14 protein-coding genes are annotated in these 17,522 nt (G+C 64.0%); 5 read left to right on the top strand and 9 right to left on the bottom strand.

The window, feature by feature from the left end:
* Positions 1-139: 139 nt before the first annotated feature.
* The 4 genes from MRBLMS1_RS16455 to MRBLMS1_RS16440 all read left to right on the top strand — a co-directional run bounded on the left by MRBLMS1_RS16455 (position 140) and on the right by MRBLMS1_RS16440 (position 6,643).
* Complete coding sequence (locus tag MRBLMS1_RS16455) at positions 140-2,533, top strand: M1 family aminopeptidase (RefSeq protein ID WP_485880446.1); 2,394 nt, start codon at positions 140-142, stop codon at positions 2,531-2,533.
* 118 nt (positions 2,534-2,651) lie between these two features.
* A complete protein-coding gene (locus tag MRBLMS1_RS16450; protein WP_485880444.1) occupies positions 2,652-4,511 on the top strand; it encodes a M1 family metallopeptidase in 1,860 nt (619 codons plus the stop codon).
* 22 nt (positions 4,512-4,533) lie between these two features.
* Entirely contained in the window at positions 4,534-6,171 is a 1,638-nt protein-coding gene (locus MRBLMS1_RS16445) for a serine hydrolase (RefSeq protein ID WP_485880442.1), read from the top strand.
* A 277-nt stretch (positions 6,172-6,448) separates the two neighbouring features.
* On the top strand, positions 6,449-6,643 hold the full coding sequence (locus MRBLMS1_RS16440) for a hypothetical protein (RefSeq protein WP_485880440.1): 195 nt from the start codon (positions 6,449-6,451) through the stop codon (positions 6,641-6,643).
* Positions 6,644-6,703: 60 nt separating this feature from the next.
* Here MRBLMS1_RS16440 and MRBLMS1_RS16435 read toward each other — a convergent pair whose 3' ends face one another.
* The gene (locus tag MRBLMS1_RS16435; RefSeq protein ID WP_485880438.1) at positions 6,704-7,534 is read right to left on the bottom strand and encodes a class I SAM-dependent methyltransferase; all 831 of its coding nucleotides are present in this window, start codon (positions 7,532-7,534) and stop codon (positions 6,704-6,706) included.
* A gap of 85 nt (positions 7,535-7,619) precedes the next feature.
* Complete coding sequence (locus tag MRBLMS1_RS16430) at positions 7,620-8,276, bottom strand: pyridoxamine 5'-phosphate oxidase family protein (RefSeq protein WP_485880436.1); 657 nt, start codon at positions 8,274-8,276, stop codon at positions 7,620-7,622.
* Positions 8,277-8,385: 109 nt separating this feature from the next.
* Between MRBLMS1_RS16430 and pdxR the strand changes: the two genes are divergently transcribed.
* On the top strand, positions 8,386-9,873 hold the full coding sequence (gene pdxR, locus MRBLMS1_RS16425) for a MocR-like pyridoxine biosynthesis transcription factor PdxR (protein ID WP_485880434.1): 1,488 nt from the start codon (positions 8,386-8,388) through the stop codon (positions 9,871-9,873).
* A 10-nt stretch (positions 9,874-9,883) separates the two neighbouring features.
* Here pdxR and MRBLMS1_RS16420 read toward each other — a convergent pair whose 3' ends face one another.
* From MRBLMS1_RS16420 to MRBLMS1_RS16390, 7 genes are all read right to left on the bottom strand, one after another.
* Complete coding sequence (locus tag MRBLMS1_RS16420; protein ID WP_485880432.1) at positions 9,884-10,663, bottom strand: spermine/spermidine synthase domain-containing protein; 780 nt, start codon at positions 10,661-10,663, stop codon at positions 9,884-9,886.
* A gap of 59 nt (positions 10,664-10,722) precedes the next feature.
* The gene (locus MRBLMS1_RS16415; protein WP_128141064.1) at positions 10,723-11,247 is read right to left on the bottom strand and encodes an FxDxF family PEP-CTERM protein; all 525 of its coding nucleotides are present in this window, start codon (positions 11,245-11,247) and stop codon (positions 10,723-10,725) included.
* Between the two features lie 237 nt (positions 11,248-11,484).
* Positions 11,485-12,801: a sensor histidine kinase gene (locus tag MRBLMS1_RS16410; RefSeq protein WP_485880430.1), complete on the bottom strand. Its 1,317-nt coding sequence runs from the start codon at positions 12,799-12,801 to the stop codon at positions 11,485-11,487.
* A 14-nt stretch (positions 12,802-12,815) separates the two neighbouring features.
* Complete coding sequence (locus MRBLMS1_RS16405) at positions 12,816-14,168, bottom strand: sigma-54-dependent transcriptional regulator (RefSeq protein ID WP_485880428.1); 1,353 nt, start codon at positions 14,166-14,168, stop codon at positions 12,816-12,818.
* A 28-nt stretch (positions 14,169-14,196) separates the two neighbouring features.
* Positions 14,197-15,435, bottom strand: coding sequence for an ABC transporter permease (locus MRBLMS1_RS16400; RefSeq protein ID WP_485880426.1), 1,239 nt, complete (start codon positions 15,433-15,435; stop codon positions 14,197-14,199).
* A gap of 28 nt (positions 15,436-15,463) precedes the next feature.
* Positions 15,464-16,786 carry an ABC transporter permease gene (locus tag MRBLMS1_RS16395; protein WP_139091464.1) on the bottom strand — a complete coding sequence of 441 codons (1,323 nt, stop codon included), beginning with the start codon at positions 16,784-16,786 and terminating at the stop codon, positions 15,464-15,466.
* A gap of 9 nt (positions 16,787-16,795) precedes the next feature.
* Positions 16,796-17,512 (bottom strand): ABC transporter ATP-binding protein, encoded by a 717-nt coding sequence (locus tag MRBLMS1_RS16390; protein ID WP_139091465.1) that lies wholly within the window; start codon positions 17,510-17,512, stop codon positions 16,796-16,798.
* Between the last annotated feature and the right edge of the window lie 10 nt (positions 17,513-17,522).

The raw sequence follows: 17,522 nt of genomic DNA, 5'->3' as shown, positions 1-17,522 counted from the left end.
ACGCCAATGCCCGTGCCGGCGCCAGTAGCGCCGGGGTGGGGCGCGGCCCGGTGTGTGGGACTTCGACAACAATGATCGGTTTGCAAACAGAGTCGACTTAGAATGCAGTTCTGTCCACGACTCCCAGATGGAATGCGCCATGCCGGTCCTCGTTCGCTTGCTTGCCCTGTGTTTGACCTTGTTTTTTTCCTTGCCCGGACTGTGCGCCGCCGCGCCCTTCGACGACAAGTTCCGCCAGCTGGAAGAGCTGCTGCCCACGCCGAACAGCTACCGCACGGCGTCCGGCGCGCCCGGCCACGCCTACTGGCAGCAGCGCGCCGATTACGTGATCCGCGCCACGCTCGATGAGGAACGCCGCGCCATCACGGCCAGCGAGCAGATCACCTATCACAACCGCTCGCCCGACAGCCTGGCCTATTTGTGGCTGCAGCTGGACCAGAATGGCTTGCGCCAGGATGCCGACCAGCGCCGCGTATTGAGCGCGCCATCGCGCCAGGCCTGGCTCAGTGGCAGCGAAGACGAGGCGCTGAAATTCGAGGACTTGCGCGCCATCCACGCCGGGCGCGAATTTGACGGCGGCTTCAAGCTCACCGCCGTGAAAGCGGCCAACGGCAAGCCGCTGCCGTATGTGGTCAACCAGACCATGCTGCGCATCGACCTGCCGGTGGCGCTGGCACCTGGCCAGAGCGTCACGTTCAGTATCGACTGGTCGTATCGGATCAATGACCAGAAGGTGCTCGTCGAGCGTTCCGGCTATGAATATTTTGAGGACGACAAGAACACGATCTTCCAGATCGCGCAGTGGTTTCCGCGCATGGCCGCGTATTACGACGCCGTTGGCTGGCAGCACAAGCAGTTCCTCGGCTCCGGCGAATTCACGCTGGAGTTTGGCAACTACGAGCTGTATCTGACGGTGCCGTCCGACCACGTGGTGGCGGCCACGGGCGAGCTGCAAAATCCTGCGGCCGTATTGAACGCGGCGCAGCGCGAGCGCCTGGCGCGGGCGAAAAACAGCAACACGCCGCTGCTGGTGATCACGCCGCAGGAAGCGCTGTCGGCGGAAAAGGGCAAGGCTGCGGGGATGAAAACCTGGCACTTCAAGGCGGCCAATGTGCGCGACGTGGCGTGGGCCTCGAGCCGCAAGTTCATCTGGGATGCGCAGGGTCTGGACAGCGGCGGCAAGCGCGTGATGGCCATGTCGTATTATCCGAACGAGGGCAATCCGCTGTGGCAGCAGTACAGCACGCGCGCCGTCGTGCACGCGATCGAGCAGTACAACAAGTACAGTTTCGACTACCCGTATCCGAACGCGATTTCTGTCAATGGCGCCGTGGGCGGCATGGAGTATCCGATGATTGCGTTCAATGGCGGGCGCCCCGTGAAAGACACGAAGACGGGCGAACTCACGTATTCGAAGACGGCGAAGTACGATCTGATCGGCGTGATCATTCACGAAGTGGGCCACAATTATTTTCCCATGATCGTCAACTCGGACGAGCGCCAGTGGACGTGGATGGACGAAGGCCTCAATTCCTTCCTGCAGTACCTGGCCGAGCAGGCGTGGGAAGAGCATTTCCCGTCGTGGAATGGCGAGCCGCGCAAGATCGTCGACTACATGCGCAGCCAGAACCAGGTGCCCATCATGACCAATTCCGAGTCCTTGCTGCAGTTCACGGCGAACGCCTACGACAAGCCGGCCACGGCGCTCAACATCCTGCGCGAAACCATCCTCGGGCGCGAACTGTTCGACTTCGCCTTCAAGCAGTACGCGCTGCGCTGGAAGTTCAGGCGCCCGACGCCGGCCGACTTTTTCCGCACCATGGAAGACGCGTCCGGCACGGACCTGGACTGGTTCTGGCGCGGCTGGTTCTATACGACCGATGCGGTCGACATCAGCATCGACGGCATCAGTGAATATGGCGTGAGCACGAAGAATCCGGAAGTCGAGAAAGCGTGGAAGAAGGCGCAGAAGGACGCGCAGCCCATCTCGATCTCGGACCAGCGCAACAAGGCGCTGCCGAAGAAGGTCGACATCGATCCCGCGCTGAAGGATTTCTATAACCGGCACGATGACTTCACGGTCACCAACAAGGACCGCAACAGCTATGCGGAAGAGCAGGAAACGCTGGAGCCGTGGGAGCGCAAGCTGCTGGAACAGCGCAATATGGGCAAGCATCTGTACCTGGTCGACTTTTCGAATAACGGCGGCCTGGTGATGCCGCTGATCCTGGAAATCGAACTGAAAAGCGGCAAGAAGATCATCGAGCGCGTGCCGGCCGAAGTGTGGCGCTATGCGCCGCACAAGGTCAGCAAGGTGATCGTCACGGAAGAGCCGATGGTGGGCCTGGTGCAGGACCCGTACTGGGAGACGGCCGACATCGACACCAGCAATAATAGCTGGCCGAGAAAAATCACGCCTTCACGCCTGGAGCTGTTCAAGCTCGATCGCGACAAGAACAACCTGATGAAGGATTTTAATACGCCGTTGAAGGCGCCCGAGGCCAAGGCCGAGGCCAGGCCGGAAGCAAAATAGGGGAACAGCGCCGGCCAGTCCGGCGCTTTTTTCTGCCGGCCTGCGCCGGAAGTGCTATTCTGCGCGACGCCCCGACGCACACGGACCGGGGCTTTCGCAAATCATTCAAAAGACGACCATGCAAACTTTGACCTTCCTGCGCGCGCTGGGCTGTGCGCTCCTTTGCCAGGTAACCCTGGCCGCGCACGCCGACCCCCTCAGCTATGCGCGCTACGACCAGGTGCGCACGCGCGACCTGCAGCTGGACCTGAAAGCGGACTTCAAGCAAAAGACCCTCTCCGGCTATGCCGAGCTGTCCTTGAACTGGATCGATCCGGCGGCGCGCACTTTGGTGCTCGATACGCGCGATTTGTCGATCGCGAAAGTGCAGGTACAGGACAAGCGCGGCGCCTGGCAGATGGCGCCGTACCAGCTGGACAAGGCCGACCCGGAAAAGGGCCAGGCACTGCGCATCACCACCACGGGTCAGCCGGGCAAAGTGCGCGTCTACTATCACACGGCGCCCAACGCCATCGCGCTGCAGTGGCTCACGCCGCAGCAGACCATGTCGGGCAAGCTGCCTTTCATGTTCAGCCAGTCGCAAAGCATCAACGCCCGCTCGTGGGTGCCGTCGCAAGATACGCCGGCCGTGCGTTTTACGTATAGCGCGCGCATCGATGCGCCAGCGGGCATGCGCGTCGTGATGAGCGCCGAGAACGATGAAAAGGCGACGGGCAAGGGCGGCTGGAAATTCAGGATGCCGCAGCCGATTCCATCGTACCTGCTGGCCATTGCCATCGGCGAATTGGAAGTGCGCAAACTCGGTCCCCGCTCCGCCGTGTATGCGGAACCGCCGCGCATCAAGGCGGCCGAATACGAGCTGGCCGACACGGAAAAGATGATCCAGGCCGCCGAAGCGCTGTACGGTCCATATGGCTGGGGACGCTACGACATGATCGTGCTGCCACCATCGTTCCCCTATGGCGGCATGGAAAACCCGCGCCTGACCTTCCTCACGCCGACCATGATCGCGGGCGACCGCAGCCTGGTCGACCTGATCGCGCATGAACTGGCCCACTCGTGGTCGGGCAACCTGGTCACCAACGCCTCGTGGAAGCACATGTGGCTCAACGAAGGCTTCACCACCTACGTCACCACGCGCATCGTCGAGCAGCTGTATGGCAGCGAAGTGGCGCAGATGGGCGTGCAGGTCGACCAGGAAGAACTGGCCGCTGCGATCCGCGAACTGCCGGCCGCGAAAACGGCGCTGATCACGCGCGATGCGGACGCCAACCCGGCCGAAACGTACACGGACGACGGCATCATCTACCCGAAAGGCGCCTGGTTCCTGGCCACCATGGAGCGCCGTGCCGGCCGCGCCGTTTTCGATCCTTTCCTGCGCGGCTGGTTCGACCAGCACGCGTTCCAGAGCGTGACGACGGAGCAGTTCATCGCCTACCTGCGCAAGAACCTGCTGGCGCAGCATCCGGACGTGATGCCGGAAGGGGAACTCGATGAATGGCTGTATGGCACGGGCGTGCCGGCCAGCGCGCAGCGCGTCGTCTCGCCGCGCCTGGCGCTGCTTGACCAGCACCGCGACGCCTGGTTGAAAGGCACATTGCCGACGAAAGACCTGGGCATGGACAAGTGGATCGCCATCGAATCGATGCACTTCCTGAACGACATCAACAACAAGGCCAGCGCGGTGCAATTGCGTGAGCTGGACCAGGTCTACGGCGTGGGCAAGAGCGGCAACAATGAAGTCGCCTACCGCTTCTACCTGGCCTCCGTGAACGCCGGCTACGACGTGCGGCAGCCCTTGCAGGCATTCCTGATGAGCGTGGGCCGCCAGAAGTTCGTCGTGCCCCTGTACAGCGCCCTGATGAAGACGCCGCAAGGCCACGCCTGGGCCAAGGACGTGTATGCGAAGGCGCGCGAACGTTACCACCCGGTGACGCAGGAAAGCGTCGACAAATTGATGGCCGCGCAAGCGCATTGAACCTTCTTTGGACATCCTGACCATGCATACCATGAACCGTCTTGCCGCCGCCATCGTGCTGGCGTTTTCCGCGATCGCCGTGCCGGCGCTGGCTGTTGACGCCGCCCCCGTTGTCACTGCCGCACCGGCGCCCGCGCCGGCCTTCGATCTTGACCGCGACGTCGCCACCGCCCTGAAAGTGTTCGACGTGCCCGGCATGGCGATCGCCATTGTCAAAGATGGCAAGGTCGTCACCGCCAGGGGTTTTGGCGTGCGCAAGCTGGGCGAACCGGCCCCCGTCGATGCGAAGACCGTGTTCGAAGTGGCATCGAACTCGAAAGGCTTCACGGCCGCCGCGCTGGCCATGCTGGTCGACGAGGGCAAGCTGGCCTGGGACGATCCCGTCACCAAGCACCTGCCCGGCTTTCAGATGCACGACTCTTACGTCACTGGCGCCATGACCATCCGCGACTTGCTGACGCACCGCAGCGGTCTGGGCCTGGGCGCCGGCGACTTGCTGTGGTGGCCGACGACGACCTTTAGCACCGACGAGATCATCGAGAAGCTGCGCTACATCCGTCCGGCCACGAGTTTTCGCAACAGCTATGCCTACGATAACCTGCTGTACATCGTGGCCGGCAAGATCATCGCCGACAAGGCGGGGAAAAGCTGGGGCGAGGCCATGCATGAGCGCATCCTGGCGCCGCTGGGCATGACGGGCACCACCACCAGCCTGGCTGAAAATGCGGGCAATCCCGACGTCGCCAATGCGCACAGCAAGATCGACGGCAAGATCGCCGCCGTCAAATCGATGCCCGTGCCGAATGCCGTGGGCGCCGTCGGCATCAACACGAATGCGGAAGACATCGCCAAGTGGATGATGGTGCTGCTCGACGGCGGCAAGATCGCCGGCGTGAAGGACAAGGACGGCAAGGACGCGCGCCTGTTCAGCGAAAAGCAGGGCCGCGAAATGTGGACGGCGCAAACGCCGATCAAGATTGCCGAGCCGAAACCGGCATTGGCCGCGACGAAACCGAACTTCAGCGCGTACGGCCTGGGCTTCCAGCTGCGCGACTACAAGGGCATGAAGGTCGCCATGCACGGCGGCGCGCTGCAGGGATTCTATTCGCGCGTGGTGATGGTGCCGGAAGCGAAGCTGGGCGTGGCCATTCTCACCAATGCGGAAAATGGCGGTTCCATGACGGCGCTGCAATGGCGCATTCTCGACCATTACCTGCAGGCGGCGCCATCGGATTGGCTGGCGCTGGTGGCCAAGGTGGAGCAGGACCAGCATGCGGAAGAGGTGAAAAAGCAGGGCAAGGCGTCGAGCGCGCGCGCGGTCAGATCGCAGCCGTCGCTGCCGCTGGCATCGTACGACGGCGAGTATGAAGACGCCTGGTACGGCAAGGTCGTGATCAAGCCGGAAGGGAAAAAACATATCCTCAGCTTCACGCGCACGCCGGACCTGACGGGCGAGCTGGAACACTGGCAGCACGACACCTTCATCGTGCGCTGGAAGGAGCGCAACTTCAACGCGGACGCCTACGTGACGTTCTCGCTCAATCCCGATGGCAGCATCGACCGGGTCAAGATGGCGCCCGTGTCGGCCGAGACGGATTTCAGCTACGACTTCCAGGACCTGAGCCTGGTGCCGGTGAAGCCGAAGGAAACGAAGAAATAAAGGAGCGATACCAAAACCGCAGCCTGTGCTGCGGTTTTTTTTCGCCCGTTGCCATGCAAATGCGTGGCGAAAGGGCAGCGGGCCGGTTTTTATTCCATGAAATGGAGCGAAAAAGAAACGTTATCTTGTTTTCTTGTTTGCGTATTTACCAACTTTTCAAAGTGGTACTATTTCCGTGCGCCATGAAATTAGCCTGTCGATAGACGGTTTCTGGCGGCTGACGTCTTTGTCTTCCAGTGTTTTTTATAACGACTCAACTTTGGGGAATGGGATAAAAATGATCAATGTGAAAAAAGCCGTATTTGTCTTTTGTGCCGCCGTCGGTTTTGCCGGCGCCATCAGTTCTGCCGCGTATGCCCTGCCAACACGTGAAACCTGCGAGGAAGCCTACACCGCCTGCGTGGTGGACGGCGACGCCAACTCCTGCACCCTGGTCAAGCGCCTGTGCGGCGTGTACGGCATCCACCTGTAAGGCGGCATTCCAGTCCGGGATCGGGCGGCGCACCGGAGTGGCGCGCCGCCGTTTGCTTTTCTAGGGCTTGACGAACTTCAAGGTCATGCGGTCGCTCTCGCCGATGGCCGTGTATTTGGCCCGGTCCACGTCCTTGTTGGCGTAGGTGGGCGGCAGCGCCCAGACGCCGCCCTGGTGGTCGGCCGTGTCTTTCGGATTGGCATTGATCTCCGACTTGGCCGCCAGTTTGAAGCCTGCGCCTTCGGCCAGCTTGATCACATACGCTTCGTGCATGTAGCCGCTGCTGGCCGTGGCGTCCTGCGCCTTGTTCGCCGGCAGGCGGTGCTCGACGACGCCGAATACGCCGCCCGGTTTCAGGCTGTCATACACTTCCTTGAACAAGGTCTGCATGCCCGCTTCGCCGATCGGTATCCAGTTGTGGATATTGCGGAAGGTGAGCACCATGTCGGCCGTGCCCTTGGGCGCGATGCGGTAGGTGGTGGGCGGCGCGAAGGCGCCGATGTCCACCTTGCCGAAGGCGGTGGGATTGGCGTCGAGTTTTTGCTGGAAGCGCGCCGCGCCACGGCGTGCGCCTTCGCTGCTCGACTGCGGGTCGTTGCCGGCGGCAATCAGCTTGCCGTTGTCGCGCAGGTAGGGCGCCAAGATCTCCGTGTACCAGCCGCCGCCGGGCGCCAGCTCCACCACTGTCATGCTCGGCTTGATGCCGAAGAACGTCAGCGTTTCATACGGGTGGCGGGCGCTGTCGCGCAGCACATTGGCCGGCGTGCGCGCACTGCCGGCGATGGCCGCCTTCAGGGCCGCGTTGCCCGCATCGGCGGCCAGCGCCGCGCCGCTGCCGCCACAGGCCAGCATGACCGCCAGGGCCGTGGCCAGGGATACTCGCTTCATCATCATATGCTCCATGCGTGATTGGATCGGTTGCTATCTTGGTGGCGATCGCCATCAACGCCGATCATCGGCCAAGCACGCTGGCCGGTCAAGCGGATTCCGTACTCCATGCGGCGGCATACGCGGGCATGTCGCTGGTATTGAGCGCATCGGCGATGGCCGCGCCACGGCCGTGCGTAAACGGCAGTTCGCCCGTCCAGACGGCATGCGCCATGTCGCCAGCGTCGTCGAGTGGGCCGCCCTTGCGCTGCTTGACGGCGTATTCGTCGAGCGCGATGCGCAGTACGGTGGTCGCCGCGTATTCCTTGGTGTTGCCGCCGCGCACGTGCGCCAGGCGTCCCGGCATCAGCTTTTCCATCAGCGCGTCCATTGCCGCATGCTGCTGGCCGATATCGCTGACTTTTTCAAACCGCCCGTACACCATCGCCGAACGGTAGTTCATCGTGTGGTTGAAGGCGGAGCGCGCCAGTACCAGGCCATCGAGATGGGTGACCGTCACGCATACGTCGCTATCTTGCAAGAGCTTGAGCATGCGGCTGCCGTTCGAGCCATGGATGTACAAGTGGCCATCGATGCGCCAGCAGGCGGTCGGGATGCAATGGCTGCCTTTGTCGTCGTGGAAGGCGATATGGCACAGGTAGGCGGCGTCGAGGATGGCGTACAGGGCGGCTTGCTCGTAGCTGGCCAGTTCGGCGACGCGGCGCACGCGGGTACGGGGGCTGGGAGGCAGGGCGGTAGCGGTCATGGTGAAAGTCCCGTTGGTTGAAGAGGAAGGCCGCACTATAATCGGCATCTGGCCCTGAAAAAAGATCCAGAAGTGAGAAATAATTTAGAGCCACAGTTGAGGGAGCCACATGGATTTTGCTTTGCTGTTGAACGCATTCGAGCGCACGCACCGCGAGCGGGGCTGGCCGCGCCAGCGCCTGCTGCATGAATGCCTGCGCGCGGCAATCCGCGGCGGCCAGCTGGCGCCGGGAACGCGCCTGGCCGCCACGCGCGTGCTGGCGGCCGAACTGGGACTGGCGCGCAATACCGTGCTGTACGCCTACGAGCAATTGGCCAGCGAAGGGTTTGTCTTGCCGGACCGGCGCGGCACAGTCGTCGCCGGCAGCGTTGGCGTGCCGGAAGCGGCACCTGCTGCTGCAGGCAGCAATGACGGCTTGTCGCGCCGCGCCCGGCGTTTGCGCGGCGTGGCGGGGCAGGATGCCAGCGCGGCGGTGGTATTTCCCGCCGATGCCATGGGCGCGTTTGCGCCTGGCGTGCCTGCGCTCGACGAATTTCCGCTGGCGCAGTGGAGGCGCATGCTGGACCGCGCGTGGCGCGCGCTGACGCCGCGCCAGCTCAATTACGGCGACCCGGCCGGCGAGCCGCAGCTACGCATGGCCATCGCCGAGCATTTGCGCGCCGCGCGCGGCGTCGTCTGCGATGCGGGCCAGGTGTTCATCACGGACGGCACGCAGAGCAGCCTCGATGTCTGCCTGCGCGCCTTTGCCGACCAGGGCGATAGCTTGTGGATCGAGCATCCCGGCTATGGCGGCGCGCTGGCGGCGGGCCGTGGCGCCGGCTTGCAGGTGACGGGTATCGCCGTCGACATCGATGGCATCGCGCCGACGGACGAGGACTGGCGCGATACGCCGCCGCGCCTGATCTACACGACGCCGTCGCACCAGTATCCGACGGGCAGCGTACTTAGTCCCGCGCGCCGCATGGCGCTGCTCGAACGCGCGCGCGCCGCTGGCGCCCTGATCATCGAAGACGATTACGACAGCGAATTTCGCCATGGCGGGCCGCCACTGGCGGCCATGCAGGGACTGGTGGCCGACGCGCCCATCGTATATCTGGGAACCTTCAGCAAGACCATGTTCCCCGCCTTGCGCCTGGCTTTTATCGTCGTGCCGGCCGCGCTGGCCGGAGCCTTCGCGCAGATGCAGGCGCAGGGCGCCGCGCGTGGCCGCGTGGCCGAACAGCTGGCGCTGGCCGAGTTCCTGCGCAGCGGCCTGTTTGCGCGCCACGTGCGCCGCATGCGTCGCCTGTACCGCCAGCGGCGCGATGCCTTGAGCGAGGCCCTGCAGCGGCATGCGTGCGGGGGCGCGGCCATCCACGGCGGTACGGCCGGCATGCACCTGGCGCTGCGTTTTCACGATCGCGCATGGGACGATCTGGCGCTGAGCCGCCGCGCCGCGCAGGACGGCATCGTGGCGCTGGCGCTGTCTGCGCATGGCACGGGCGAGGGGACGGGAGAAGAGCCAGGCTGGAACGGTTTTTTGCTCGGTTATGCGCAGGTGCCGGCCGAGAACATGGATGGCCTGGCGCGCCGTCTGGGCGCAGTGCTGCCAGCGTGAGATTACGACTTTACTGCTGATCCAGCATCCACTGTTTCAAGCCGTTGACCCAGTTCTTGGCGGGCAGGTTGAACTGCTTCTTGATGGTGGCGGCGCGTTCGTATAAATCGCTGAAGTCGAGCGATGGCGATTTTTTGAAGGCCAGCACGACGATGTTTTCATCTTCCGTTTCCGGCACCCAGACGACGGCGTCGAAGACCAGTTCCATCGCCTGCAAATTCTTGTCGTAGTTGGGGAAGTCGCCGAAGACATTCGTGCACATGATGCCGTCGTCCGTCAGGCAGTCGAAGCAGGCCTGGTAGAACTCGGGCGTGTCGAGCACGGGGCCGCGCGCGTCTTCATCGTACAGGTCCACCTGCAGCGCGTCGACGGTGCCATGGTTGGCCGGGTCGAGCACGAAGTCGAGCGCATCCATTTCGCGCACGTCGAGGCGTGCGTCGTTCGGTGGCAGCGCGAACTGGGCGCCGCAGATGGCGATCACGTTCGGATTGAGTTCGACGGCCGTGACCGAGGCGTCGGGGAAGCGGCGGTAGCTGAACTTGGTCAGCGCGGCGCTGCCCAGGCCCAGCTGCACGATGCGTCTGGGCTGCGTCTTGAACAGCATCCACATCATCATCATCTGCACGTATTCGAGCTCGATGGCGTCGGGTTTGTCGAGACGCATGGCGCCTTGCACCCACTTGGTGCCCAGGTGCAGGTAACGGATGCCGCGGTGTTCGGTGGTGGTGGCGGGCGGGTGGCCCGGGTGGCTGAAAGCGGTATGGCTGGTGGAGGTAAAGTCGGTCGTCATGGCGCCAGTTTAGCAGCCGCCAAAGAAAAAGACGCCGTGGCGTCTTTTGGGGGGAGCGCTCAAGATTGCTTGCGGCGCCGCGCCAGGAAGCCGAGTATGCCCAGGCCGGCCAGCAGCATGCCATAGGTTTCCGGTTCAGGAACGGGAGCCAGGTTCAGGTTGAAGACGCCGCCATAGCTGCCGCCTTTGGTGTTGCCGATGACGGTGAGGACCAGCGGGCCATTGAACAGGAGGGTCGTAGGCGCCAGTATTTCGCCCTGGGCATAGCCAAAGACGGTGGGGCCGCCAAAGCCGGTCAGGCCGATGCCATTCAGGTTGGCGCTGGTGAAGCTGATGGAGGAACTGTCCGAACCGGTAACGGACAGGTTGGCCAGGAAGGCTTGTGCGGTGGAACCGAAGGTCGCATCGGGTGTAAACGTGAAGGTATCGGTGAAGTCGCCGAGCGGACTGGGCACGGCGTTGAAGCCGCTGGTCCACAGATTGCCCGTGGTATTGACGAGGTTGACGATGTAGTCGGCGGCACTGGCGCTGCCGATGGAAGCAGCGCTCAGTACTGCCGCTGCGATGAGTGATTTTAATTTCATGTTGATCCCCGCGAAAAGACGATTGATGTTTCAAAAAAACCGTACCGCGCTGATAAATTATCGCTGGGGCATCACGTTGTCAATTAGTTATTTCAATATCATTATGCAAACTCAAATAGCTTATTTCTAACACACGGGCATGGGATGTGAGTTATTGCAATATTGGCAATTTATATTGCCAATATTTTACTCAAAGATCGGCCGGGATTTGTGGTCTAAAAATCGTTGCACTGATAACTAATTTCTGTCCAGCAAGGGAAGAATCAAGGTCACCGCCAGGCCGCCGCCTTCGCGGTTGGCCAGGGTGATGCGCCCGCCATGGGCTTCGGCGATTTCGCGCGCCAGGGCCAGGCCCAGCCCCGTGCCGCTGCGCTTGGTGGAATAAAACGGCACCAGCGCGTTTTCCAGCACGGCGCCGCTCATGCCCGGCCCGCAGTCGCGCACTTCGATGCGCAGCTGGCCATGCGCCTGGCTGACGTGCAGGCCGATATGCTCTTCCCGCGAGCCCGATTCCAGCGCATTCTTGAGCAGGTTCAGCAGCGCTTGCTGCATTTGCGCCGCATCGAACAAGGCCGCTTGCGCGGGCGGCGGGGCGTCGAGCGTGAAGGCCGCTTGCGAGGCCAGGCTGTCGAGGAAAGGCTGCCATTCGCATGGCGCCAGGCGCGGTGCTGGCAACTTGGCAAAGCGCGCATAGCCGAGGATGAAGGTTTCCAGGTGACGCGTGCGTTCTTCGATGGTGGCGAGGATTTGCGGCAGGCGCTCCGTCTGGCCGCGGCGCACCAGCTCGGCGCCGGAATGGGCCAGCGAGGCCAGTGGCGCCAGCGAGTTGTTGAGTTCATGGCTGATGACGCGGATGACTTTTTTCCAGGTCTGCACTTCCTGGCGCCGCAGTTCCAGTGTCAGCTGGCGCAACAGCAGCAGTTCGTGCTTGCGTCCGTTCAGGCTGAAGCTGCGCCGCGCCAGGTGATACACCTCTTCCTGTTCCCCTTCGCCGCTGGTAAACAAGCCGTCGTTGCGGCGCGCCAGCGCTTCTGCCAGGGCCGGCGCCGCCTGCTGCACGATGTCGGCCAGGTGATGCCCTTCGAGCCGGCGTCCCTGGTGCAGCAGCTGGCGCGCGGCCAGGTTGGCATAGACGATGGCGCTGCCCTCGGCCACCAGCAGCATGGCCACCGGCGTGTTTTGCACCATGGTGTCGAGCAGCAGTTCGCGCTGCACCAGGTCCAGGCGCTGCTTGCGCAGCACGTCGCCCAGCGCATTGTGGGCCGCCACCAGGTCGGCCAGCTCATCGTCCTGCGGCCAGCGCAGGCTGAAGCCGAAGTCGCCGTCCTGGTAGCTTGTCACCGTACCGCTCAAGGCGCGAAACAGCGACAGCATCGATTGCAGCTGGGCGCGGATGGTAATGATGGCCACCGGCAGCACGCACAGCAGGGCACCGGCCAGCACCAGCAGCGGCTGGCCCGGCAAAAAATGCGCGAGCAGCAGGGCGATGCTGATGCCCAGCACCAGCAGGGTGACGATCAGCGCCGTCCAGCGCGTGAGCAGGGAGAGGCGCATGGGGCGGTAGGCCATCAGCCGCGCGCGATGCCCAGGCGTTCCATGCGCCGGTACAGGGCCTGGCGCGACAGCCCCAGTTCCTGCGCCGCCTGCGCCACCACGCCGTGTGCGCGCGCAAGAGCGGCCGTGACGCTGTCGCGGTCCGGTTCCGTCGCGGCGGCATCCTGCGGCGCGCGCGGCGATGCCACACCGGCCAGCGGCAAGCCCGTCTCCAGCGCCCCGATCACGGGGCCGGCCGTCAGCAGGCTGGCACGCTGCATGACGTTTTTCAGTTCGCGCACATTGCCCGGCCAGCCGTGCGCCAGCAAGGTCGCCTGCGCCTGCGCATCCAGCGTCTTTTCGCTGCCCAAGAAATGCCGCGCCAGTACCAGGATGTCCAGCGGTCGCTGGGCCAGCGGCGGCAGTCGCAATTCGATCACGTTCAGGCGGTAGAACAGGTCTTCGCGAAACGTGCCGGCCTTGATCATCGCCGGCAGGTCGGCGTTGCTGGCGCTGATGACGCGCACTTTCACTTGCCGCTCGCGGTTCGAGCCGAGGCGCTCGAAGCGTCCCGTTTCGAGCACGCGCAGCAGTTTCATTTGTCCGGCCAGCGGCAGGTTGCCGATCTCGTCGAGGAACAGGGTGCCGCCGTCGGCCGCGTCGAACTTGCCGTCGCGCGCGCGCGTGATGCCCGTGTAGGCGCCCGCCTCGGCGCCGAACAGTTCCGCCTCGATCAGCTCCACGGGCACGGCGCCGCAATTGAGCACGACGAAGGGGCCGCTGGCGACCTGGGAATTGGCTTGCACGATGGCGGCGATGCGTTCCTTGCCGCTGCCGTTCGGCCCCGAGATGAGCACGGGCACGTCGGCGCGCGCCACCTGGCACGCCAGGTGCACGACTCGTTCCGTGGCCGGGTCTTGCCACACCATGCCGCGCAGGTCGAAGTCGTGTTCCAGGGCGTGGCGCTGGCGCTGCTCGGCCACCACGCGCTGGCGCAGCGCGCGGTTGGCCTGTCCCAGCTCCAGCAGGTTCTGCACGCTGGCGATCAGGCGCCGGTCATCCCATGGCTTGGCCAGGTAGTCGGCCGCGCCGGACTTGATCAGGTCGACGGCCGCGTCGAGCTGGGTCCATGCCGTCAGCAGGATCACGGGCAGATCCGGGTAGCGTGCGCGGATCGCGTGGAACAGCGCGCCGCCTTCCTCGCCCGACGTGGTGTCGGCCGTGAAGTTCATGTCCTGCACCACCAGGTCGATGGCGTGGCTATCGAGCAGCTGCAAGCCCTCTTCGGGCGAGGCGGCGCGCACGGCGTCGATCTCGTGCAGGGAGAACAGCACGTCCAGCGCGATGGCCACGGCGGCATTGTCGTCAATAATCAGTACGGTAGGCATGCGCGCAGCATATCACTCAGGTGCCGGCTCAGGTACTGCGGGTGGCAGTGGCCGGCGAAATGCTGGCCGCGCGCCATGCCGGGCCGTACACGGCGCTCACACCCAGCAGCCAGAACACGAGCGCGCCGGCCAGCAGATAGCCGGGCGGCAGGCGCACCATTTCCAGCTGGCTGACCAGCAGCTGGTTCAAGCCCAATCCCAGCAGCACGCCGCACGCCACGCCGACGCTGGTGATCATGAAATTCTCCGTCAAAAAATAGCGCAGGATGTCGACGCGGCGGGCACCCAGTGCGCGCCGCACGCCGATCTGCTTCCTGCGCTGCGTTACCCACAGGCTGGCAATGCCGACGATGCCGCTGGCCGTCACCAGCAGCAGCAAGGTCGATACGGCGATCAGCATCCAGGACAGGCCGCGGTCGGCCCGGTAGCGTGACGTGCGGTGCTTTTCCAGCGTATCGGTGCGTACCAGCAGGCGGTCGCTGGTGGAAGTGCGGATGGCTTGCTCGGCCTCCTTGATCAGGCGGTCGCGCTGGTCCGGTTCGGCGCGCACCGCATACAGCAACGAATCGCGTCCGCCCGTCAGGCGCGCCGGCATCACGATCGAATATTCGCCTTCGGCCCTGACCTGGCCCACCTGCGTCTGCAGCCGCTCGACGATGCCGACCACGCGCAGCTCGGGATCGTCGGCGCCCGTACCCATGTACAGCGTCTTGCCGACAAAGCTGGTTTCGCCGGGCCAGATTTTTTGCGCCGCCGCGCGCGTCAAGATGGCCACCTTGGGGTAGCTGTCATCGACATCTTCATCGATCTCGGGTACCTCCTCCGGCAGGAAGTCGCGTCCTTCCACCAGCTTCAAGCCATAGGTCTTGACCAGGGCATCGGGGGTGACGTAGGTCGAGATAGTGGCGCTGGGCGTGACCTGGCTGCGCTTGGCCGACACGCTGGTGGAGTTGCCGGAGCGCGACAGCACCGCCTGCGACGTTTGCGCCACCGACAGCACGCCCGGCAAGGCGCGCAGCAGGGCCGCCTGGCGCTTCTGCTCGGACAGCTGGCGCTCATGGCTGCCGCGGTCCATGTTCTGGATATGGACATAAAAAATGTCGTTTTCAGCGGCCACGCCGGTGGGCCGCGCGGCGACGGCCTGGCGCAGGTTGACGATGTGCAGGGCATTGGCCAGGATGGCCAGGCTGATCGCGATCTGCACGGCCACCAGGATGGCGCCGGTTTTGCTGCGCATCAGCGCCGACAGGATGGGACGGATTTCCATGCTGGACCTCATAGTGAATAAGTGGGTGTCATTGGGACTTGAGCTGGATCGCCGGTGTCACCTGGCAGGCGCGCCAGGTGGGCAACAGGCCGGCCAGCAGGGCCGCCAGCACCGACATGGCAAACGTCAGCAGCAGCATCGGTACATCCATGTGCGCGACGGTGCCCAGTTCCTCCGACTGCTTGCTGACCACGGCCAGCGCGCCAAACGCCAGCAGCAAGCCCAGTACGCCGCCAGCCAGGCCGATCACGCCGCTTTCGATCAGGAACTGGCGGAAGATGTCGCGCCGTGTGGCGCCCAGTGCGCGGCGGATGCCCACTTCGCTGGCGCGCACGGAAAACTTCGCCAACAGCAGGCCGATGGTGTTGACCAGGCACAGCAACAGAAAGCCGAACGCCAGCCAGGCCGCCAGTTTGTTGTCGTTGTCGACCACCTTCAGATGGGCCATCCATTCGTTCAGGTCGTACAGCTTGTTGGGCGCATTGCGCATCATGCGTCCCAGCTTGCGCTGCTCGCCCGCATAGGCATCCAGATACTGCTGCAACTGGCCACGCTCGCCGCTGCCGGCCATTTCGAACCAGAACTGCAGCCAGGTGCAGCCGGAGCCGAGCCGGCCCTGGAAGCCAGGGGCGGTCTGCTCGCCATTGCAGCTCATGCCGCCGTCGTGTTCCGTCTCGTGGCGAATCGCGCTGGCAAACGGGATGAAGAATTCGTCTTCCGCGCCGAAAGCGCCCTTGCTGCCGATGATGCGGTGCGGGCGTGGCACTACGTCCCAGGTGGCCAGCACGCCCGTCACCATGTAGGGCCGGCCCAGTACCGTGACGCGCTGGCCGACCGGATTGCTGCTGCCGACGAGCTTTTCGGACAGCGCGCGGCTCAGGACGATCACGTCCGCGCCACTGGCGTCATCGGCTTCGCTCCATGGCTGGCCATACAGGAAGGGGGCATCGAACATGCTGAAAAAATCGCGTGTGGGCGCCATGCCCTGGGCCTGGAAGGAACCGATATCCTTGCGCGCCGGCTCGACCGGACCGGCCACGCCGTACATCACGGTGCGACGCACGCCTACCTTGCTGGCCATGAAATTGCGCGCGTCGATATAGCTCATCTGGGCTTGCGCGAAGCCGGGCTTGTCGCCGGGCACGTAACCTTTGACGGGCAGGATATCGATCATCGGCACGAACATGCGGTCGCTTTTGTGCGGCAGCGGATCGCCCGACATGGCGTGCAGGATGGTGACGGTGGACACGCTGGCGGCCACGCCGACGGCCAGGGTCAGCACCATCAGCGCGGTCAGGGCGCGGTTGCGGCGCAGGCTGCGCAAGCCCAAGGTGAAATAGTAGCGGAACATGGGCTCTCCTTACGCCGTCGCCGCGTGCTGCGGCTTGGCCGACAGCGTGGCGCGGTGCTGCACCAGGTCCGACACCTGGCCGTCGATGATGTGCACGTTGCGCTGGCTGCGCAGCGCCAGTTCCGGATCGTGGGTGACCATCAGGATGGTGGTGCCTTGCGCGTTGATGTCTTCCAGCAGTTCCATCACGCCGCGCGCCATCTGCGTGTCCAGGTTGCCCGTCGGTTCATCGGCCAGCAGCAGCTTGGGCGAGCCGGCCAGCGCGCGCGCGATCGCCACGCGCTGCTGCTGGCCGCCCGACAGTTCGGCCGGATAGTGTTTCATGCGCGACGCCAGGCCGACCTTGGCCAGCGCCTCCTCGATGCGCTCCTTGCGTTCGGCGCGGTTGAAGCCCCGGTAGCGCAGCGGCACGTCGACGTTATCGAACAACGACAGGTCGGGAATCAGGTTGAAACCCTGGAAGATGAAGCCGAGCTTTTCATTGCGCAGGCGCGAGCGGGCATTGTCGTCCATGCCCCTGACGTTGACGCCGTCGAGGATGTATTCGCCGTCGGTGAATTCCTCGAGCAGGCCGGCGATGTTCAGAAAGCTCGTCTTGCCCGAGCCGGACGGCCCCGTGACGGTGACGAATTCACCTTGTTGCACATGGATGTCGAAGCCGCGCAGCGCGTGGGTTTCGATCATGTGAGTGCGGTAGACTTTGCTCAGGTTTTGCATGCGCAGCATGGAGGGCCTC

The organism is Massilia sp. LMS1-1-1.1 (assembly GCF_040815535.1).
GTDB lineage: Bacteria > Pseudomonadota > Gammaproteobacteria > Burkholderiales > Burkholderiaceae_D > Janthinobacterium > Janthinobacterium aestuarii.
Note: the sequence above shows the minus strand (reverse complement) of the source record. Positions and strands in the feature narration are given on the sequence as shown.